This window comes from Streptomyces sp. TAA204 (genome assembly GCF_000424965.1).
The window spans coordinates 54,308-75,005 of the sequence record NZ_AUKW01000001.1; the positions used below are offsets into that span (position 1 = coordinate 54,308).

17 protein-coding genes are annotated in these 20,698 nt (G+C 70.7%); 9 read left to right on the forward strand and 8 right to left on the reverse strand.

Features of this window, described 5'->3' with window-relative positions; all coding sequences use genetic code 11:
* Positions 1-90: 90 nt before the first annotated feature.
* The 3 genes from H343_RS0100240 (at position 91) to H343_RS0100250 (ending at position 4,226) form a co-directional block, all read left to right on the forward strand.
* Positions 91-1,032, forward strand: coding sequence for an RNA polymerase sigma factor SigF (locus H343_RS0100240; RefSeq protein WP_028429493.1), 942 nt, complete (start codon positions 91-93; stop codon positions 1,030-1,032).
* A 202-nt stretch (positions 1,033-1,234) separates the two neighbouring features.
* Positions 1,235-2,974: a DUF262 domain-containing protein gene (locus H343_RS0100245; protein ID WP_028429494.1), complete on the forward strand. Its 1,740-nt coding sequence runs from the start codon at positions 1,235-1,237 to the stop codon at positions 2,972-2,974.
* Positions 2,937-4,226 (forward strand): type II toxin-antitoxin system HipA family toxin, encoded by a 1,290-nt coding sequence (locus H343_RS0100250; RefSeq protein WP_051264413.1) that lies wholly within the window; start codon positions 2,937-2,939, stop codon positions 4,224-4,226. The genes H343_RS0100245 and H343_RS0100250 overlap by 38 nt, the downstream gene beginning before the upstream one ends.
* An 87-nt stretch (positions 4,227-4,313) precedes the next feature.
* Here H343_RS0100250 and hutI read toward each other — a convergent pair whose 3' ends face one another.
* The 4 genes from hutI to hutU all read right to left on the reverse strand — a co-directional run bounded on the left by hutI (position 4,314) and on the right by hutU (position 10,071).
* Complete coding sequence (gene hutI, locus H343_RS28050; protein ID WP_051264414.1) at positions 4,314-5,531, reverse strand: imidazolonepropionase; 1,218 nt, start codon at positions 5,529-5,531, stop codon at positions 4,314-4,316.
* Between the two features lie 111 nt (positions 5,532-5,642).
* Entirely contained in the window at positions 5,643-7,034 is a 1,392-nt protein-coding gene (locus H343_RS0100260; protein ID WP_028429496.1) for a formimidoylglutamate deiminase, read from the reverse strand.
* Positions 7,025-8,236 carry an allantoate amidohydrolase gene (locus H343_RS0100265; RefSeq protein ID WP_028429497.1) on the reverse strand — a complete coding sequence of 404 codons (1,212 nt, stop codon included), beginning with the start codon at positions 8,234-8,236 and terminating at the stop codon, positions 7,025-7,027. The genes H343_RS0100260 and H343_RS0100265 overlap by 10 nt, the downstream gene beginning before the upstream one ends.
* A 155-nt stretch (positions 8,237-8,391) precedes the next feature.
* Positions 8,392-10,071, reverse strand: coding sequence for a urocanate hydratase (gene hutU / locus H343_RS0100270; RefSeq protein WP_028429498.1), 1,680 nt, complete (start codon positions 10,069-10,071; stop codon positions 8,392-8,394).
* 140 nt (positions 10,072-10,211) lie between these two features.
* Here hutU and H343_RS28055 point away from each other — a divergent pair, with 140 nt between their 5' ends.
* Positions 10,212-11,621, forward strand: a complete 1,410-nt coding sequence (locus tag H343_RS28055; protein WP_078504888.1) for a diaminopimelate decarboxylase — start codon at positions 10,212-10,214, stop codon at positions 11,619-11,621.
* 18 nt (positions 11,622-11,639) lie between these two features.
* Here H343_RS28055 and H343_RS0100280 read toward each other — a convergent pair whose 3' ends face one another.
* The gene (locus H343_RS0100280) at positions 11,640-12,599 is read right to left on the reverse strand and encodes a LysR family transcriptional regulator (RefSeq protein ID WP_028429499.1); all 960 of its coding nucleotides are present in this window, start codon (positions 12,597-12,599) and stop codon (positions 11,640-11,642) included.
* Positions 12,600-12,730: 131 nt separating this feature from the next.
* On the opposite strand from H343_RS0100280, the gene H343_RS33730 reads away from it, so the two are divergent.
* Positions 12,731-12,946, forward strand: coding sequence for a hypothetical protein (locus H343_RS33730; RefSeq protein WP_078504889.1), 216 nt, complete (start codon positions 12,731-12,733; stop codon positions 12,944-12,946).
* A gap of 13 nt (positions 12,947-12,959) precedes the next feature.
* On the opposite strand, the gene H343_RS0100285 is transcribed toward H343_RS33730, so the two are convergent.
* Complete coding sequence (locus H343_RS0100285; protein ID WP_051264415.1) at positions 12,960-14,129, reverse strand: 5-methyltetrahydropteroyltriglutamate--homocysteine S-methyltransferase; 1,170 nt, start codon at positions 14,127-14,129, stop codon at positions 12,960-12,962.
* Between the two features lie 332 nt (positions 14,130-14,461).
* On the opposite strand from H343_RS0100285, the gene H343_RS0100290 reads away from it, so the two are divergent.
* From H343_RS0100290 to H343_RS28060, 3 genes are all read left to right on the forward strand, one after another.
* Positions 14,462-15,826 (forward strand): APC family permease, encoded by a 1,365-nt coding sequence (locus H343_RS0100290; protein ID WP_028429501.1) that lies wholly within the window; start codon positions 14,462-14,464, stop codon positions 15,824-15,826.
* A 70-nt stretch (positions 15,827-15,896) separates the two neighbouring features.
* Positions 15,897-16,277 (forward strand): VOC family protein, encoded by a 381-nt coding sequence (locus tag H343_RS0100295; RefSeq protein ID WP_028429502.1) that lies wholly within the window; start codon positions 15,897-15,899, stop codon positions 16,275-16,277.
* Between the two features lie 44 nt (positions 16,278-16,321).
* Positions 16,322-17,056, forward strand: a complete 735-nt coding sequence (locus H343_RS28060) for a TIGR03086 family metal-binding protein (protein WP_106958746.1) — start codon at positions 16,322-16,324, stop codon at positions 17,054-17,056.
* Positions 17,057-17,112: 56 nt separating this feature from the next.
* Here the strand turns inward: H343_RS28060 and H343_RS0100305 are convergent, their stop codons facing one another.
* Positions 17,113-17,967, reverse strand: coding sequence for a MurR/RpiR family transcriptional regulator (locus H343_RS0100305; RefSeq protein ID WP_028429503.1), 855 nt, complete (start codon positions 17,965-17,967; stop codon positions 17,113-17,115).
* Between the two features lie 213 nt (positions 17,968-18,180).
* Here H343_RS0100305 and H343_RS0100310 point away from each other — a divergent pair, with 213 nt between their 5' ends.
* A complete protein-coding gene (locus tag H343_RS0100310) occupies positions 18,181-18,615 on the forward strand; it encodes a hypothetical protein (protein WP_028429504.1) in 435 nt (144 codons plus the stop codon).
* Positions 18,616-19,060: 445 nt separating this feature from the next.
* Here H343_RS0100310 and H343_RS0100315 read toward each other — a convergent pair whose 3' ends face one another.
* Entirely contained in the window at positions 19,061-20,452 is a 1,392-nt protein-coding gene (locus H343_RS0100315; RefSeq protein WP_028429505.1) for a cystathionine beta-synthase, read from the reverse strand.
* Positions 20,453-20,698: the final 246 nt, after the last annotated feature.

A 20,698-nucleotide genomic window follows, 5' to 3' on the forward strand; every position in this document is an offset into this window, starting at 1 on the left:
AGGCGTATAGGAATACAGAAACAGTCGGCTCTGGAGGCGCCGCACCCTCGTAGTGCACGTCACGGCTTCGGCAGCCATACGCCGAGAATAATGGAGGACATCGCCATGTCACCCAGGCTCGATCCAGGGATACCGGACGCCACTGCCGAGCCGGTCGTCCCGGAGCAGATCAGCCCTGAACAGGTGCAGGACCACACGGCCTCCGAAGAGGTCGAGCAGGCCTTCGACCAGCTCCAGGTCTTCGACATCCCACCCTACGACGAGGTGGGGCCCCTGGACGCGCGGGCCATGTCCAAGACCCTCTTCAAACGTCTGGAGACGCTGGAGGAGGGCACCCACGAGTTCGCATACGTACGCAACACGCTGGTCGAACTCAATCTCGCCCTGGTCAAGTTCGCCGCCTCCCGCTTCCGCTCCCGCAGCGAGCCCATGGAGGACATCGTCCAGGTCGGCACCATCGGGCTGATCAAGGCGATCGACCGCTTCGACATGGACCGCGGTGTCGAGTTCCCCACCTTCGCGATGCCCACGATCGTCGGGGAGATCAAGCGCTTCTTCCGCGACACCTCCTGGTCGGTCCGCGTCCCCCGCCGTCTTCAGGAACTCCGCCTGGACCTCGCCAAGGCCGGCGACGAGCTCGCACAGAGCCTCGACCGGGCCCCGACGATGGAGGAGCTGGCCGGCAGGCTCAGCATCACCGTCGAGGAGGTCGTCGAGGGCATGGCGGCGAGCAACGCCTACACCGCCAGCTCCCTGGACGCGCAGCCCGAGGAGGACGACACCGAGGGCGCCCTCGCGGACCGCATCGGCTACGAGGACACCGGCCTGGAGGGCATCGAGTACGTCGAGTCCCTCAAGCCCCTCATCGCCGAACTCCCCCCGCGCGACCGCAGAATCCTCTCCCTGCGGTTCGTCGCCAACATGACGCAGAGCGAGATCGGCGAGGAGCTCGGCATCTCGCAGATGCACGTCTCCCGGCTGCTCTCACGCACGCTGAACAAGCTGCGCAAGGGGCTGATGGTCGAGGAGTGACGCCCGCGCGCACGAGACGCCCGTTCACCGGTGGGCCGTTCCGGAGAAGTGCCGGAACGGCCCACGGTGCTTTGTGCGGCGAAACCCTCCGAGGTGTCCGCGTCCACGCCCCGGAAATTGATCAACTGCTTTCTTGCGGAACGTGCTTGCCTGACTCCGTTATGTACAATTTGTGAGGGCTGATCACACGGAAGGCTTGCCGATGTCGGACACGGAGCACACAGAGGGGCTTGATACGCAGCCCACCGCTGACACGCTCTTCCTTGAAGACCTGGTGGCACAAGCATGGGCAGGTCACGTCAGAGTGCCCCATTTCCAACGGGATTTCCGCTGGAACAGCCAGGACGTCATCCGTCTCTTCGACAGCATCGTGCGCGGGTATCCGGTCGGCAGCCTGCTCCTCTGGATGCACCGGTCCCCGGCGGAGCGGATCACTCTGGGCGCACTCGATATCGATGCACCCCAGAGGGACAATGCACTGTGGGTGGTCGACGGCCAGCAACGAATCACGAGCCTCGCAAACACACTGCATTCCGAAGGAAACCAGCACCAGCCATTCAATGTTCATTATGACTTGCGCAAGGGCGAATTCACCGTTGCCCCGAAAATGACCGAAGCTCATGTCGTGCCGCTGTCGGTCCTGTTCGACCTGGAGAAACTCCTCGACTGGTTCTCCGGCCCCGGCAAGGCAGCAGCGGAACATCTCACCTCCGCCGGCCGCATCGCCAAGAAACTACGCGCGTACAAAGTCCCCGCTTATCTGGTGCGCCAGGACAACGAGGCCGTACTGCGGGACATGTTCGACCGCATGAACAACTTCGGCAAGCGGCTCAAACGCGCGGAGATCTTCTCCGCCCTGTTTCCCGGACCGGTCGACAGCACGGGAAAGACGCTCAGCATTACTCGCATCGCCGAACACGTGGCATCACGCACGGGGTTCGGCACTCTCGACGACGACACCGTGCTGCGTTCTCTGCTCGCTCGCCGGGGACCGGACATCACACGCGAACTCCACAACGAGTTCGACGACAGCCGGCGCCGGACTCCCCCGGAGTTCCCGAAGGAGAACGAGAGCAGGGCTTACACAGAAACTGAAAAAGCCCTGGTACGGGCTGTGGAATTCATACAGGAAACCGCCGGTGTTCCGCACCTGTCCCTGCTCGCCTACCGCTCACTCGTCATCGTCTTCGCCCGGTTCTTCGCTCATTTCCCGGAACCGGAAGCACGCAACCAGCGTCTGCTGCGCCGCCTGTACTGGCGAATCGCCGTATCAGGGCCGACCGTTTTCAAGGGAAGCTTCACCCAGATGGGAAAGGCTCTCGCCGGCATGATCAAGCCGGGCGACGAGCACGGTTCGGTCAAACAGCTCATCCGGTCCATGGACGAGGCACAGCCGATCATCCCCGATACGGCACGCTTCCGCGCGAACACCGCGGGCACGAAGATTCTCATCTGCTCCTGGTGGGCGTTGGCACCCCGCTCCCCGCTCACCGGGATCCCCTACGACCTCCAGGACCTGAGCGGTCTGCTGGCAGACGAGTCCAGCCCCAACAGCGCGGTGCCCACACTTTTCCGGGGCCTCCCACCGGAGCACCAGAATCTGGCGGCCAACCGTGTCTTCCTTCCGAGCGGCACAGAGCCTGTCGAGGACGCTCTTGCGCGTCTGGCCGCAGCCCCCCTCTCGCCGGCCGGGGAGACGGGAATGAAGGAGAGTGAGTGGGTCACCACTCTCGCCTCGCACTGCATGACCACCCAGAGCGCCGGCCTGCTGGCCGCCGGTGACACTGCCGGGTTCCTCTCGACGCGGCAGAAACTGATCAGTGCACACCTTCAGGAGTTCCTCGGACGCATGGCCGAGTGGAACTACGAGGACACTCCGGCTCTGGGCTCGCTCGACTTCGACGATGACGAGCCCGAGGAGCACACCCGTGGCGTTGCCTGAGTCCTACTACGCGGTGCTTCTCCACGGTCGGCACGTCGGCACCCTGTGTCAGCGCGGGGATCACACGCAGTTCGTGATGCGCGAAGAGTATCTGGCCGATCCCGCACGGCCCGTGCTGGGTCTCCGTTTCGAGGAAGTGCTGACACGACCGTACTCTTCCGCACTGCGACTGCCGCCGTGGTTCTCGAACCTCCTCCCGGAGGGGCCCCTCCGACAGTGGGTCGCCGACGACCGCGGCGTCTCCGCAGACCGTGAGATGGAGTTGCTCGCGCAGGTCGGGCACGATCTCCCGGGCGCGGTGCAAGTGGTCGCAACGGAAGCACCGGAAACTTTTCACATCCGGCCGCCGGCAGAGTACGGAAACGGCAGAACCGGATCACGCACATTCGGGAACGAGTCTCCCTGGCGTTTCTCGCTGGCCGGTGTCGCACTGAAATTCTCCATGCTTCAGCAGGGCGACAGACTCACCGTTCCCGCTCATGGTGAGCGAGGGGACTGGCTGGTCAAATTCCCTGACCAGCGATTCGAGGACGTGCCCATGAACGAGCACGTCATGATGTCATTCGCTCGCGCAGTCGGAATCGACGTCCCCGAGGTGAAACTGCTGCACCGGGACGAACTGACCGGTGTCCCCGGACGAATGTGGCCGGGAAAAGAAGAATGGGCGTATGCGGTACGCAGGTTCGACAGGGGCCGTGATTCCCGGCGCACCCCTGTCCATATCGAGGACTTTGCGCAGGTCCGGGACAAGTATCCGCAGGACAAGTATGAGGGTTCTTTCGAGACCGTCGCTGCGCTCTCCTATCGCGGGCACGATGTCAGCGCCCTCCGCGAGATGGCCCGGCGTCTCGCCTTCTCCATTCTCATCGGAAACGGCGACGCGCATCTCAAGAACTGGTCGCTCATCTACCGGGACACCCGGGTCCCCACCCTCTCGCCCGTCTACGACCTCGTCTCCACCGTCTGCTATCGCGACCAGGAGGACGGCCCGGAGGACCTGGGCCTGAAGTTCGACGGCAGCAAACGGTTCGCCGCTGTACGTCTTTCGTCCTTCGCCCGGCTCGAAGCCCGCCTGGACCGGCGAATGGGACGCACGGACGCCATGCTCGTCGACGCTGTCTCAGACACCGTGCAGCGGACACGGGAGCTGTGGCCCCGGTACCGCGAAGAGCTCGCGAAGAACCACTTGCTCTCTCAGGGCATCACGGAGTGGCTCACGGCCCGGATCACCGCGCTCTCGGACAACCGGTGAGACCCGGGGCCACCGATGCGGGACGACATCCGTTCCGCGCAGTGCGTGGAGGCCGGAGCGGCAGGTCGTGAGCCCCGCTCGGCACCGTCAGCTCCCCGGTGCAGGTGCAGGTGCGGGTACCGGTGCCGGGGAGCCGAAGACCACTGCGCCGCGGTGCCAGACCCTGGTGACCAGGGGAACGCCCGGACGGTAGGCGAGGTGCACGTGCGAGGGGGCGTCCAGGACGGTGAGGTCGGCGCGGGCGCCCGGGCCGACGCGGCCGACGTCGGTGCGGCGCAGGGCGCTCGCGCCGCCCGCAGTGGCGGCCCGTACGGCCTCGTCGGGGGTCATCCCCATCTCGCGTACGGCGATCGCCACGCAGAAGGGCATGGACGAGGTGAAGGACGAGCCGGGGTTGCAGTCGGTGGACAGTGCGACCGTGGCACCGGCGTCGAGCAGGCGGCGGGCGTCCGGGTAGACGGCCCGCGTGGAGAACTCGCAGCCGGGCAGCAGCGTGGCGACGGTGTCGGCGCTCTGGCCGAGAGCGTCCACGTCCGCGTCGCTCAAATGTGTGCAGTGGTCCGCGGAGGCGGCGCCCAGTTCGACGGCGAGCTGCACGCCCGGTCCGAAGGAGAGCTGGTTGGCGTGTACGCGGGGGGTCAGCCCCCTGGCCTGTCCCGCGGTGAGGATCGCACGGGCCTGGTCGCCGTCGAAGGCGCCTTTCTCGCAGAAGACGTCGACCCAGCGGGCGTGCGGCGCGCAGGCGTCCAGCATGGGTCCGGTGACGAGGTCGACGTAGGCGGCGGGGTCGTCGGCGTACTCGGGGGCCACGATGTGGGCGCCCAGGTAGGTGACCTCGTCGGTCTGTGCGGCCGCGATCCGCAGGGCCCTCGCCTCCTGGCCGGGCGTGAGGCCGTAACCGGACTTGGTCTCCATCGTGGTGGTGCCCTGACGGCGTGCCTCGGCGAGATGGCGGGCCAGGTTGCGGCTCAGCTCCTCGTCGCTCGCCTCCCGGGTCGCGGCGACCGTCGTACGGATGCCTCCCGCGCTGTAGGGACGACCTGACATGCGGGCGTTGAACTCGGCCGTGCGGTCACCGCCGAAGAGCAGGTGCGAGTGGGAGTCGACGAAGCCGGGAAGGACGGCGCGGCCGTCCGCGTCGTAGAGCTCGTCGGCGGCGGGCGCGTCGGCCGCGCGGCCGGCCCAGGCGACGTGTTCGCCGTCGAGGACGACGGCGGCGTCCTCGATCAGGCCGAGCGGGCCGTCGCCGAGGGCGGGGTCGTTGGTCACCAGGGTGCGGATGTTGGTGACGAGGGTGCTGGTCATCTCTCGGGTCCTCGGTCGTGAGTCTGCCGTGTCACTGCCGTGTCGCTGCGGTGCTGTTCCGTTCCGCTGCCGATCTGCTGTGTCCTGCTGTGTCCTGACCGGCCGCCGTGCCTACCACAGCGCCCCGATCGCCTCGGCCAGCGCGCCGGGGACGTCCGGGACGCCGGCGTGCCGCCCGTCCCGTACGACGTGCCGCCCGCCGACGACCGTGTGCAGCACGTCCGCGGCGGTCGCCGCGAAGACCGCGGTCTCGGCGGACGTACCCGGCATCGCACCGGCCGTGCGCACCGACTCCGTCGAGACGGTGGTGAAGTCGGCCAGCATGCCCTCCTCCAGCCGTCCCGCCTCGGGCCAGCCCAGCGCGTCGTGCCCGTTCTCCGTTGCGGCGCGCAGCAGTTGGGCCGCGGTCCAGTGCCCACGGGTACGGCTGCGCAGGCGCTCGTTCAGCTCCATGGCCCGTGCCTCCTCCAGCAGGTCGACGACGGCGTGGCTGTCACTGCCCAGCGACAGCCGGCAGCCGGCGCGCTCCAGCAGGGGTGCCGGTCCGATGCCGTCGGCGAGGTCGCGTTCGGTGGTGGGGCACATGCACACGTTGGTGGAGGCACCGCCGAGGAGCCGGATGTCCCCGTCGGTCAGATGGGTGGCGTGCACGGCAGTCGTACGGGGTCCGAAGACCCCGTGGTCGGCGAGGAGCGCGGCGGGGGTGCGGCCGTGTGCCTCCAGGCAGGCGTCGTTCTCGACGGTCTGCTCGGACAGATGCACGTGCAGCGGTGCCGAGCGCTCCCGTGCCCACTGCACCACGGGGTCCAGCTCCCGCGCCGGAACGGCCCGTACGGAGTGGATCGCGGCGCCCGTACGTACGTGCGCGGCGTCGGCGCGCAGGGCGGAGGCGCGCTCCGCCCATGCTTCGGCCGTGCCGTCGCAGAAGCGCAGCTGCTGCGGTCCCGGCGGCTCGCCGCGGCCTCGGGGTCCGAAGCCGGAGGCGAGGTAGGCCGTGTCGAGCAGCGTGATGCGGATGCCTGCCTCGCCGGCTGCCGCGATCAGGGCGTGCCCCATGGCGTTGGGGTCGTCGTAGGGTTCGCCGCCGGGATTGTGGTGCAGGTAGTGGAACTCGCCGACACAGGTGATGCCCGCCAGGGCCATCTCGGCGTAGACGGCGCGTGCGAGGGCGTAGGCGGAGTCGGGGGTGAGCGCGGCCGCGACGCGGTACATCGTCTCGCGCCACGTCCAGAAGGTGCCGGACCCCACCTGCGCCGTGCCGCGCAGCGCGCGGTGGAAGGCGTGCGAATGCGTGTCGGCCAGGCCCGGCAGGGTGAGTCCGTGCAGCGGCTCGGCACCCTGCGGCGGTGCTGCGGTCTCTGTGCGCACAGCGGCGATACGGCCGTCCGCGCCGGTCTCGACGAGGACGCCCTGCTCGACGGTGCCGTTGATCCACGCCTGGGCGCACCAGTACCTCTTCACTCCGCCGGGACTCATCGCCGGCACGGCGGGCGTCATCGGCATGCCAGCCCTTCCAGCACCTCGGCGAGTGCCGCGACCCCGGCGGCGCAGTCGTCCTCCCGGGCGGACTCGGCGGGCGAGTGCGAGATCCCGGTCGGGTTGCGCACGTACAGCATCGCCGTGGGGACCGCCGCGGAGAGGATGCCCGCGTCGTGGCCCGCCCCGGTGGGCAGCAGCGGCACGCCGCCGAGTTGCCGCGCGAGCCGGTCGCGCAGGTCGTGCGCGAACTCGACGACGGGCGTGCGGGATTCGCGGGTGACGCTCACCCGTACGCCGTCGCTGCGGCCCCGTGCTCCGGCCGCCTCCTCGATCGCGGCGACGACGGCGGCGAGGGTGTCCTCGTCGGCGGCGCGCGAGTCGAGCCAGCCGCGTACGAGGGAGGGGATCGCGTTGACGCCGTTGGGTTCGACGGCGACCTTGCCGAAGGTGGCCAGCGCACCGGCGAGCCCGGCCTGTTCACGGGCCGCGAGCACAGTGGCGGCGTACGTCGGCATCGGGTCGCGGCGGTCTTCGAGGCGGGTGGTGCCCGCGTGGTTGGCCTCGCCGTGGAAGTCGAACCGCCAGCGCCCGTGGGGCCAGATCGCGGAGGCGACGCCGACGGGGTGGTCCTGTGCGCCGGGTGCGGCCAGGGCCCGTCCCTGCTCGATGTGGAGTTCGACGAAGGCGCCGATGCGGGCGAGGCGTTCGGGGTCGGGTCCGATGGCGTCCGGGTCGTGTCCGGAGCGTTCCATGGCCTGCGGGAGCGTGATCCCGTCGCCGTCGCGCAGGGCGTGTGCCTGCTTCTGGCTCAGGCCCCCGGTGCTCAGCCGGGAACCGGCGCAGGCGAGGCCGAACCGGGCCCCTTCCTCGTCGCTGAAGTTGACGATGCCCACGGGCACGGTGAAGTGCGCGCCGCCGGCGCGCAGTTGATCGAGCGCGGCGAAGGCGGAGACGACGCCGAGCGGCCCGTCGAAGGCGCCGCCGTCCGGGACGGAGTCGAGGTGCGAGCCGGTGACGACGGCGTTCCCCAGGGAGACCTCCTCCGCACCGGCCACACCGAGCCACGCCCACTGGTTGCCGTTGCGGTCCAGTTCGTAGGCGAGTCCCCGCGCCCGGGCCTGCGTGCGGAACCACGCACGGCAGTCGGCGTCCGCGTCGGTCCAGGCGTAGCGGCGGTAGCCGCCGCTGTCGCGGTGCCGCCCGAGCCGGGCGAGGTCGCGCCACATCTCGTGGAACGAGGGCGGGTGGGGGGAGGGGTCCGCCTTCTCCCCTCCCGGGTGCAGCAGTTCGCCCGGCACGCGCCTGCCCACGGGCGTGCCGCCCCCGCCTTCCCCTTCGCCGGGATCTTCGCCGGGTCCTTCGCCGGCACGCTCCGGTGTCCTCACGCGTCGCCGCCTTCCCGCATCGGCACGCGTACGCCCTTCTCGGCGGCGACCTCCTCCGCTCGTTCGTATCCGGCGTCCACGTGGCGTACGACGCCCATGCCGGGGTCGTTCGTCAGCACACGGCGCAGCTTCTGGCCGGCGAGCGCCGTGCCGTCGGCCACCGTGACCTGGCCGGCGTGCAGGGAGCGGCCCATGCCCACACCGCCGCCGTGGTGCACGGAGACCCAGGTCGCCCCGGAGGAGGCGTTGACCATGGCGTTGAGCAGCGGCCAGTCCGCGATGGCGTCGGAACCGTCGCGCATGGCCTCGGTCTCGCGGTACGGCGAGGCCACGGAGCCGCAGTCCAGGTGGTCGCGTCCCAGCACGACGGGAGCCGAGAGCTCCCCGCTCGCCACCATGTCGTTGAAGCGCTCCCCGGCACGGTCTCGTTCGCCGTAGCCGAGCCAGCAGATGCGGGCGGGCAGGCCCTGGTAGTGGACGCGCTCGCCGGCGAGCTTGAGCCAGCGCGCCAGCGACTCGTTCTCGGGGAAGAGTTCGAGCAGCGCGCGGTCCGTGGCCGCGATGTCGCGGGGGTCGCCGGACAGGGCCGCCCAGCGGAACGGGCCCCTGCCCTCGCAGAAGAGCGGCCGGATGTAGGCGGGTACGAAACCGGGGAAGTCGAACGCGCGCCCGTAGCCGTGCAGTCGGGCTTCCCCACGGATGGAGTTGCCGTAGTCGAAGACCTCGGCGCCCGCGTCCATGAAGCCGACCATCGCCTCGACGTGCCGTGCCATCGACTCCCGGGCGCGCTGGGTGAAGTCGGCGGGCTTCTCCGCCGCGTAGGTGGCCATCTCCTCGAAGGGGACGCCGACGGGCAGGTAGGAGAGCGGGTCGTGGGCGCTGGTCTGGTCGGTCACGATGTCGACGGGCGCGCCGCGCCGCAGCAGTTCGGGCACGATCTCTGCCGCGTTGCCCAGTACGCCGACCGACAGGGGCCGCCGCGCGTCGCGCGCCTGCGTGGCCATCTCCAGGGCGTGGTCGAGGGAGTGGGCCCGCACGTCCAGGTAGCCGTGGTCGATGCGCCGCTCGATGCGGGAGGGGTCGCATTCGACGCAGATCACGACGCCGCCGTTCATGGTCACGGCCAGCGGCTGCGCGCCGCCCATGCCGCCGAGTCCGGCCGTCAGCGTGATCGTCCCGGCCAGGGTCGCGTCGCGGCCGCCGCGGGAGGCGAGCTTCGCGGCGACGGCGGCGAACGTCTCGTAGGTGCCCTGAAGGATGCCCTGGGTGCCGATGTAGATCCACGAACCGGCCGTCATCTGCCCGTACATGGTCAGGCCGAGGGCGTCCAGCCGCCGGAACTCCTCCCAGTTCGCCCAGTCCCCCACCAGGTTGGAGTTGGCGAGCAGCACGCGCGGCGCCCATTCGTGGGTGCGCAGGACGCCGACGGGACGGCCGGACTGCACGAGCATCGTCTCGTCGTCCTCGAGGGTGCGCAGCGTGCGCACCATGGCGTCGAAGGAGGGCCAGTCGCGTGCGGCCTTGCCCGTACCGCCGTAGACCACGAGCTTGTCGGGGTGCTCGGCGACCTCGGGGTCGAGGTTGTTCTGCAGCATCCGCAGGGCGGCCTCCTGCTGCCACCCCCGTGCGCTCAGTTCACTGCCGCGCGGCGCCCGTACGGGTCGCGGTCCTGACATCTCCCGTGCCTCCCTGCTGCTGTGCGCTCTCCCGGCTCCCCGGCAGCTACTTATTCACACACTCTAGGGAGTGAATAGTCTTAGTCAACACCGCGAAGTGGTCCATACCCCTTCGGCCGCCGACGTGTTTGGCTTGTTCCATGCACCGCTCCAGCAGCACACCCGCCACAGCAGCGACACCCCCCTCCCCGGGCCCGGAAACCGGCAATGGGGACGCCACGGCCGTCCGCCGCGATCTGGCCGTACGGGCCGCCGTCGGGCAGGGCCTGGTCGACGGCGGCCGGCAGCCGCTCGCCGCGCTCCTCGACGTCCGCGCGATACGCGAGGCCGCCGCGGCACTGCACACCGCCTTCGCCGGGGTCGCGGCACCCGGCCAGGACGTCCGGCACACCTTCGCCGTCAAGGCCGCCTCCCTCGTGCCCGTGCTCCGGCTGCTGGCCGACGAGGGCATCGGCTGCGAGGTCGCCAGCCCCGGGGAGCTGGCCCTGGCCCGCGCCGCGGGAGTGCCGCCCGCCCAGACCGTGCTGGACTCCCCCGCCAAGACCGCCGGCGAACTGCGCGAGGCCCTCACTCTCGGCATCGCCCTGAACGCCGACAACCCGCAGGAGCTCTCCCGCCTCGACTCGCTGCTCACCCCGGGCGAGCCGGCACCCTCCCCCATCGGTCTGCGCGTCAATCCGCAGGTCGGCGAAGGCACGATCGGTGCCATGAGCACCGCGACGGCCACCTCGAAGTTCGGCGTCGCCCTCCTCGACCCCGGAGCGCGGGAGTGGGTCGTACGCGCCTACCGGGACCGGCCCTGGCTGACGCGGCTGCACTCGCACGTCGGCTCGCAGGGCATGCCGCTGGAGCTGATGACCGAGGGCGCCCGGGCCACGTACGAACTGGCCGAGGAGATCAACAGCGCGGTCGGACGGCAGCAGATCGACACCCTCGACCTGGGCGGGGGGCTTCCCGTCAACTTCGCCTCCGACGAGATCACGCCGACCTTCGCCGAGTACGCCGGGCTGCTCGCCCGCACCGTGCCCGGACTCTTCGACGGGCGGTACGGCATCGTCACCGAGTTCGGCCGCTCGCTGCTGGCCAAGGCCGGCACCGTCCTCGCCCGCGTGGAGTACGCCAAGTCCGCCGGGGGCCGCCCCATCGCCGTCACCCACGCGGGGGCACAGATCGCCGTACGCACCGTCTTCGCTCCCGACGCGTGGCCGCTGCGCGTCGCCCCCTACGACTCCGAGGGCCGGCCCCGGACGGGTGACGCCGTCGCCCAGGACATCGCGGGCCCCTGCTGCTTCGCCGGCGATCTGGTCGCCCGCGACCGACTGCTTCCCCGGCTGGAGGAGGGCGACTACGCGGCGCTCCTCGACACGGGCGCGTACTACTTCTCCAACCCCTTCGGCTACAACTCCCTGCCGCGGCCCGGTGTCCACGGCTTCACGGTCGCGGAGGGGACCGAGGAGGTCCGCTTCATGACCGTACGCGAGCCGCAGTCGCCGCAGGACGTCGTCGCCGAGTCGGGCGGCGGCCTGCGCGACGTGCTGCGGAAGGCGTAGCGCGCGTCACGCGGCGCGTCACGCGACCCCGGCCCATGTGTCCGGTGCGGGCGCGAGGGCGCCGGCGTGCTCAGCGGCCAGCTCGCCGAGCAGCGCGAGCGCGGCGGCCACGGCCGGATGGCTCTCGCTTCCGCGCCTCGTGACGCCCAGGAACCGTCTGGAGGGTGCGTGCCGCCCCGTCAGCGGCGTCCGCACCAGCTGCAGTTGCGGCGGGAGCTGCGCCAGGCGCGGCACGAGTGCGACACCGAGCCCGTGGGAGACGAGCGTGCCGACGACACTCCACTCGCGTGCCTCGTGGGCGACGGCGGGAGTGAACCCGGCGCTGTGGCATGCGGCCAGTACGAGCCGGCGTGCGGAGCAGCTTCCGCCGGGCATGCCGAGCACCCAGGACTCGGCGGCGAGGTCCTCGACCGTCAGCCCCGGACGTCCGGCCAGCGGGTGACCGGCGTCCGTGAGCAGCTCGAACGGGTCGTCCAGCAGCGGACGCTGGCCGAAGCGGGGGTCGTCCGAGGGGGGATTGCCGGGCGTGGCCTCGGCGACGGCCACATCGGTGTCGCCGGAGAAGAGCAGGTCGAAGCAGTCCTGCGGCTCGGCCTCCCGCACGTGGACCTTCAGCGCGGGCCAGGCACGCTGCAGCCGGACCGCCGTGGGGGCGAGCAGGATCGAGGCGGCGGTCGGAAAACCGGCCAGCCGCAGCACCCCGCCCGGCTCTCCGGCCGCGGTGGCGTGCAGGTCGGCCTCGGTGCGCTGCCACAGCTCCTCGATGGCGTCGGCGTGCTTCAGGAGCGTGCGGGCGGCTTCCGTCAGCCGTACGCGCCGTCCCTGCGGCTCCAGCAGGGTGACGCCCAGCTCCTTCGCGAGCTGCCGTACTTGCTGTGAGACGGCGGACGGGGTGAGATGCACCGCCCCCGCGGCGGCCGTGACGGTGCCGTACTGCGCGATGGCCCGGAGCACGGTGAGTCGGCGCAGATCAATCATGTAGCTGTTGTACACGTTCCGGTGCAGAGATTGAAGATGGACCTGCACGGTACGGCTGGGCAGGCTGGACGGTGAGGGGTCTCGGCCGCGCCCCTCAGCCCTGGAGCCCGACCCTCGGAGGAGGAGCCCGCATGTCCTGCTGCCCGTACTGCCGACGCCCCGACGACCAGCCCGTCCAGGATGTCTCCCAGCACCCCACGGGTGAGGGGGTCCTCTCCTGGACGCGCTGCCCCTGCGGTTCACTGCAGGCCCGTCGGCTGCGCTCAGGTGTCGTCGAGGTCGTCGCCCGCGGGAAGCCCGCCCCCGCACGGCCGGATGGCCGCAGCCGCAGCCGCGCGGAGTGCTGACCGCGCCCCGCGGTCAGGCGCCGCCCCAGACCTCCTCCGCCGTCTCCACGATGAGCCGGAGCTTGGCCATCTGGTCCTCGATGGTGAGGTTGTTGCCCTCCAGCGTCGAGGAGAAGCCGCACTGCGGCGACAGGCAGAGCTGGTCGCCGTCCACGTAGCGGGCCGCCTCGTCGATGCGGCGCTTGAGCGCGTCCTTGCTCTCCAGCTCCGGCCGCTTGCTGGTGACGAGCCCGAGCACGACCTGCTTGTCCTTCGGTACGAAACGCAGCGGCTCGAAGCCGCCCGAGCGTTCGTCGTCGTACTCCAGGAAGAAGCCGTCGACGTCCAGTCCGCCGAAGAGGGCCTCGGCGACGAAGTCGTACCCGCCCGAAGCCACCCACGACGAGGCGAAGTTGCCGCGGCACATGTGGGTGGTGACGCGCAGGTCGTCCGGACGGCCGGCGAGGGCCCGGTTGATGTTGGCGATGTAGGTCTCGTGCTGGTGCTCGGGGTCGCCGCCTATGCCGGCGACGTGGCGGCGCTGCTCCGGGTCGTTGAGGTAGGCGAGGCTGGTGTCGTCGAGTTGGAGGTAGCGGCAGCCCAGGTCGTACACGCCGCGCACCTGCGCCGCGTAGGCGTCGGTGAGGTCCGTCCAGAACTCGTCCAGAGAGGGGTAGACGGTCTCGTCGATGGAGGCGCGCCCGCCGCGGTAGTGGACCATGCTCGGCGAGGGAACGGTCAGCTTGGGGGTGACGTCCTCGGCGACGGTGTCCCGCAGGAAGGCGAAGGCGTCGGCGAAGATCGTCTCCTCCAGCCGGACGCGGGCGTCCACGTGGGCGGAGGGCGGGGCGAACTCCACGTCGCCGTCCGCGTTGTGGAACTGGATGCGCAGGTTCTCGTCCAGCACCTTGGTGATGCCGCCGAGGGAGTAGATGAAGTCCATGTGCCAGGACGCCCGGCGGAACTCGCCGTCCGTGGCGCCCCGCAGCCCGGCGTCCCGCTGCATCGCCACGACCGCGCGCACCGCTTCGTCCTCGGCGGCCCGCAGTTCGGCGGCGCCCATCCGTCCGGCGGCGTGCTCCTCGCGCGCCCGCTTCAGTCCGGGCGGGCGCAGCAGGCTGCCCACGTGGTCGGCACGGAAGGGCGGGAGCGTACGGGCGCCGGTCCCCCGTACGCCGCTGGGCGTCGTCGGCTCTGACGTCATGGGTGTGTCTTCCCTTCTCCTGGCTACGGGGACACACCCTGCTCCGGAATCGTCCATTCCTCAACCACTCGGCGGATATTGACCGCGCGGGGCCACCTGCGGCGAAGCCCCCGTGCACGCCGCGCCCCGCTCACACGTGTGCTGTGCGCTGTTGCCGTGTGCCGTGTGCCGTGTGCCGTGCGCGCGAGACGCCACCGCGACGGGAAGCCCTACGTCTCCGCGTAAGCGCCGCCCCTGTACGGGTCCGACCGCTTCTGCCCCGTATGGACCACGTGCCTGAACGGAACCCGCCGCGAGGGCTGAACGATCACCGCAGGGGTAAGCCGGACCGCATGCCGGACTCACACGCCACGCCACCCGCCCAGGACCCCGTCGACCACACACCCCTGCGCCGGGCCATCGGCCCCAAGCTGCTGATCCTCTTCATCGTCGGCGACATCCTCGGTACGGGCATCTACGCCACCACCGGCAGCGTCGCGGGCAAGATCGGCGGCGCGCTGTGGCTGCCGTTCGTCATCGGCTTCGCCGTGGCGCTGCTGACCGCCGCCTCGTACGCGGAACTCGTGGGCAAGTACCCGCGGGCCGCCGGTGCCGCGCTCTACACGCAGCGCGCCTTCCGGGTGCCCTTCCTCACCTTCATCGTCGCGTTCATGGTGATGTGCTCGGGGCTGTCCTCGGCGAGTGCGGCGGCGCGGGCCTTCGCCGGCGACTATCTGGCCGAACTCGTCGACGTGCCGCCGACTCTCGTCGCGATCCTCTTCGTGCTCGCCCTGGCCGCGCTCAACCTGCGCGGCGTCTCGGAGTCGGTGAAGACCAACGTGGTGCTGACGGTCGTCGAACTGACGGGCCTGCTCATCATCATCGGGATCGGCGTGTTCGCGGTCTTCGCGGGCGAGGGCGACCCGGGGCGGCTCGGTGAGATCCACTCGGCGGACGGCACCGGCTACGCCGTCCTGACGGGCGTACTGGGGGCCACGGCGCTGGGCTTCTTCGCCTTCGTCGGCTTCGAGGACTCCGTCAACATGGCCGAGGAGACCGTCGAACCCAGCCGCACCTTCCCCCGTGCGCTGTTCGTCGGCGTGTGCGTCACCGGCACGATCTACGTCCTGGTGGCGCTGGTCTCCTCGCTGCTGGTCGACTACCGGGTCCTGGAGGGCTCCAGCGGCCCCCTGCTGGAGGTCGTCAAGGCGGCCGACGTCAGCTTCCCGCCAGAACTCTTCGCCGTCATCGCCCTGTTCGCCGTCAGCAACTCCGCGCTGATCAACATCATGATGGCCTCGCGGCTGTGCTACGGCATGGCCAACGAGCGCATCCTCCCTGCGTTCATGGGCCGCGTACTGCCCTCGCGGCGCACGCCCGTCGTCGGCATCGTCTTCGTCTCGCTGCTCGCCGTCGCCCTCGTCTCGACCGGGGAGATCGAAGGACTGGGTGACACCACTTCCTTCCTGCTGCTGTGCGTCTTCGCCGTCGTCAACGTCGCGGTGCTGGTGCTGCGCAAGGACCGCGTCGGGCACGACCACTTCCGCACGCCAACCGCCCTGCCCGTCATCGGCGCTGTCGCCGCGGGCGTCCTGGCGAGCCCTCTCGCCGACCGCGCCACCGACGTCTACGTACGGGCCGGCGTGCTCCTCCTGCTCGGCATCGCGCTGTGGGCCCTGAACAAGATCGCGCTGGGAGCGGCCGCGCGGCGCCGATGAGTCCGCGCCGCGCGCCCGGTCAGTACCGGTGACAGCACAGACGTCGAGCGCGTCACCGAAGGAGCGCATCATGACAGCGCAGTCCGGCAATCTGATCACCAGCGGCGTGGTCCTCGGCAGCATCGACCCCGACAGGCTCATCGCCTGGTACCGGGCGGCGCTGGAGCCGCTGGGCGCCCGCTGGGCGGAGCACATGCTCCTCGTGGGGGACGGTATGTACATCGGCTTCGACCGGCGGGACGACGTGGCCGGGAAGTCCGCCGAACCCGGCCGCGTCCTCGTCAACTTCGGCGTGCGCGACATCCACGCGGCGCAGCGGCACCTCGACACGCTCGGAGTGCGATGGGTCAGGCCGGTCGAACTCACCGATTTCCAGGTGTGGTTCTCCACCGTCGAGGACCCGGACGGCAACTACCTCCAGTTCCTCCAGATGACAGACGGACAGGACTGAGCGCGCGGGGGCGAGGAGACATCGGGCAAGGGGCGGGGAGGGCGATGGACCACAGCACGCTCAAGACGGAGACCGCGTTGCTGGAGCGGGCACTGGGGTACGCGCTGTGCGCCGTACGGCTCGTCACCCCACCGGCTCTCACCCGGCCCACGCCGTGCCGCAGTTGGGACCTGCGGGCCCTGCTGTGGCACACCAACGACTCACTCGCCGCACTGCACGAGGGGATCGAGGACGGACACGTCGGCCTGGCCCCGGCACCGGAGCGGGAGCACGAGCCGGACCCGGCTGCGGCCTTCCGTACGAGGGCGTCACGCCTGCTGGGGGCGTGGGCCTCCGCACGCGGCCCGGCCGGCCGGATCGTCGCCGTCGCCGATCTGCCGCTGACGGCAGCGGCCGTCGCACGCACCGGCGCGCTGGAGATCGCCGTGCACGGATGGGACATCGCGCAGGCCACGGGCCTGCCGCGGCCTGTCCCGGCCGCTCTCGCGACCGAACTGATGCGTACGGCACGTCAGTTGGTACCCAGCCCGGCAGCCCGCCGTCCGCTGTTCGGGCCGCCGCTGACCGTCCCGGCCGAGGCCGATCCGAGCGACCGTCTCGTCGCCTTCCTCGGCCGCGACCCTTACGGGAGCAGCAGGAGCCCGTACGGGAGCACCGGTGGCCCGGCGGGCCGCACGGGCACGGACACGGGGATCACGGCTGACACCGGGGTCGCGGGCGACACGGCCGGCGGTGAGGACCACGGGAGGGACGGCCGGCACAGCGCCGCTCCCGGATAGCCGGCTCGGCCTCCGTCCGCACGTCTCCCGTGCACGTGCAGCGCGGGCCGGGGCCCTCACTCCAGGAACAGGCCCCGCTCGGCCGCCCGCGCGTCGAAGTCCTCCAGCCTGGACTGCGCCTCGGGCAGCCCGTCGCACATCGCCTCCAGCAGCACCCGTCCCAGCAGCATCGGCGCACACGCCGTGTCGAAGGCCAGCCCCGTTCCGACGGCTGCCGGCAGCAGCAGGTCGTCCGGGTGCGCGACGGGCGCGAAGGCGCTGTCGGCGACCGTGACGATCCGCAGGCCCGCGCCCCTCGCGTACGCGAGGGCCTCGGCGGCCTCCTTGGGATGGCGCGGCAGCGCGAAGCACAGCAGGACGTCGGCGCCCGCCCGTACGCAGCCGTCGAGGCGGTCGGCCAGCATGGACCCGCCCTCGTCCAGCAGCCGTACGTCCGGGTGCACCTTGGCGGCGAAGTAGGCGAACCCGCGGGCCTGGGCCGAGGCGGCACGCAGGCCGAGCACGGGCAGGGCGGGGCTCGCGGCGAGCAGGCGGCCGGCCCGTTCCACGGGTGCCGGGTCGGCGAGCAGCGCGGCGAGGTGCCGCAGGTTGTCGATCTCCTCCTGCACCGCCTGCTGGTAGGCGTTGTACGGGTGGGGCTCGGCGTCCCCGGCGGAGGGCTGCCCGCCCGCCGTCCCGGGTGCCGACTCCCGCAGGTGTCTGCGCAGCGCCGGATAGCCGTCGAAGCCCAGCGCGACCGCGAAGCGGGTGACGGAGGGCTGGCTCACTCCGGCCAGTTCGGCGAGTTCGACGCTGGAGAGGAACGGCGCGTCCCCCGCCTGCCGCACCATGCTCTGCGCGATGCGCCGCTGCGTCGGCGTGAGCCGGTGCCCCTCGAAGAGCTTGTGCAACCGAGCGCTGGCGCTGCTCATCCCGTCCTCCCGCTGTCCCGGCCGCCGGCCGGCCCGCCGCATCTCCCCCGGCCGGCTCCGGCCCGGCTATTCACACCCACCTGACTGTGCATGACCATATGCAGCCGAGCAAGCGGACCCCTCCCTCCGCCGGAGCGGCACGGCGATACCCCCAGGTCGATACGGGGGCTAGCACCACTGTGCGCGGGAGCACCCGGGCGTAGCGTTCCGCTCATGGACGCCCGCGACCCCGAGCTGACGCGAGAGCTCAACGCGACTCTTCAGACCCGCCGGGAACTCGGCCAGGAGTACGAGGAGGAACTGATCGCCTCCTTCCTGGACAAGATCGACCAACGTCTGGACAACGTCGTGGACAAACGGATGCGCCGCCAGATGGCCGAGCAGCAGATGGTCGTGGCCCGCGGCACCACACGTCCGCACACGGCCGGCTCGCCCTCCTACCCCGAGGGCATGGGCGCCCGCTTCCTGGCCGTTGCCTCGCTCGTGCTGGCCGTGCCGCTCTCGGCCATCGCCGCGGTCAACACCGGGCTGCCCGGACTGCTGGTGTGCTGGGGCGGCATCGTCGCGGTCAACGCGGTGCAGGCGAACCGGCCGTGGCTGGGTTTCGGACGGCCGAGGGAACGCGGGCAGGACAGCGACTGGGACTGACCCCGCCCGCTGCCCCCGCCCGCCGCGTCAGCGAGTCGCACACCGGGCCGGAAGCTGGACCACCCGGACCGCAGGGACCGCACCAGCACGCGCTCGGGACACGCACACGGGACACGCACGCGGGACACGCATACGGGGTCGCCCGCCTCGCGCCCCCTGCGGACAGGACGGTGCGGGAGGCTGCCGCACCCCGGCGCTGAGCGCCGGGGCGGGACGACGGCAGCCTCCCGCCGGGTGGCGCGCCGGGCGGACCGGTCGCGTCAGGGGCGTCCATGAGGTCCGGGAGCCGCTCCGGAGTTCCTCGACGCCGACACACACCACTCTGCGGGACCGGTGTTAAGCGCAGTTTTCACAGCCGTGACACTTGGCCACCACTTCCCGGACCGCACAACACTCCGCCCGGGACGTGACGTTGTGCGTCCCGCACCGCTCGCTCCGCCCACGTCTACTTCTTCGTGCCGCTGGCCAGGTACGCCAGCAGGTCCTGCCTGCTGAGCACCCCGACCGGCTTGCCCGCCTCCAACACCACCGCCGCGTCCGCACCTTCGAGGACCGGCATCAGGTCGCCGACCGACTCCCCGGACCCGACGTGCGGCAGCGGCGCGCTCATGTGCTTCTCCAGCCCGTCGCTCAGCGACGCCCGCTGCGTGAACAGGGCGTCCAGCAGCTCCCGTTCGACCACGGAGCCGACGACCTCGGCCGCCATCACGTCCGGGTGCCCTGCGCCCGGCTTGACCACGGGCATCTGGGAGACGCCGTACTCGCGCAGCACCTCGATCGCCTCACCGACCGTCTCCTCCGGGTGCATGTGCACGAGCGAGGGAATGGGGCCCTCCTTGTGGCGCAGGACGTCGCCGACGCGTACGTCCGTGGGCTCGCCCTCCTCCAGGAAGCCGTAGTCGTTCATCCACTCGTCGTTGAAGATCTTGCTGAGGTAGCCGCGTCCGCTGTCCGGCAGCAGTACGACGACCACGTCGTCCGGGCCGAGCCGGGAGGCGACCTCCAGCGCACCGACGACGGCCATCCCGCAGGAGCCGCCGACCAGCAGCCCCTCCTCCTTGGCAAGCCGCCGGGTCATCTGGAAGGAGTCCTTGTCGGAGACGGGGACGATCTCGTCCGCCACCGTGCGGTCGTAGGCGTCCGGCCAGAAGTCCTCACCGACACCCTCCACGAGGTACGGGCGTCCCGAGCCGCCGCTGTAGACGGAACCCTCCGGGTCGGCGCCGACGACGCGCACCCGGCCGTCGCTGGCCTCCTTGAGGTAGCGGCCCGTTCCGGAGATCGTTCCGCCCGTGCCGACGCCCGCCACGAAATGGGTGATGCGCCCCTGCGTCTGCTCCCACAGCTCGGGACCGGTCGTCTCGTAGTGCGAGCGGGGGTTGTTGGAGTTGCTGTACTGGTCGGGCTTCCATGCGTCCGGCGTCTCGCGCACCAGCCGGTCCGAGACGTTGTAGTAGGAATCGGGGTGCTGGGGATCGACCGCCGTCGGGCACACGACGACCTCGGCGCCGTACGCACGCAGCACGTTGATCTTGTCGGTGGAGACCTTGTCGGGGCAGACGAACAGGCAGCGGTAGCCCTTCTGCTGGGCCACTATGGCCAGGCCGACACCGGTGTTGCCCGACGTGGGCTCGACGATGGTGCCGCCCGGGCGGAGTTCGCCGGACGCCTCCGCCGCCTCGATCATCCTCAGCGCGATGCGGTCCTTCACCGATCCACCGGGGTTGAAGTACTCGACCTTCGCGAGAACAGTGGCCCGGATACCCTCCGTGACGCTGTTCAGCTTGATCAGCGGGGTGTTGCCGACAAGGTCGATCATGGACTCGTGATACTGCACCGTGGTCTCCGCGTGTCCGTGGGCAGCGTCGTTGCTTGCCCGTACCGTCACCATATTGCGCAACACGCGCACACCGGAGGCCCGTTGCGAAGGTTGCAGAGGGGGCCTCACGGGGCAACACAGTGTTAAGGACGCTCAGCCCGCACGTCACAGGACGCGCACTGGGCGCCCACACCGACTACCCATCCAGGGTGCCCCTTCATGCACCCGGGCACCATTCGCACCTGGATCCGTCGGCACGGGCAC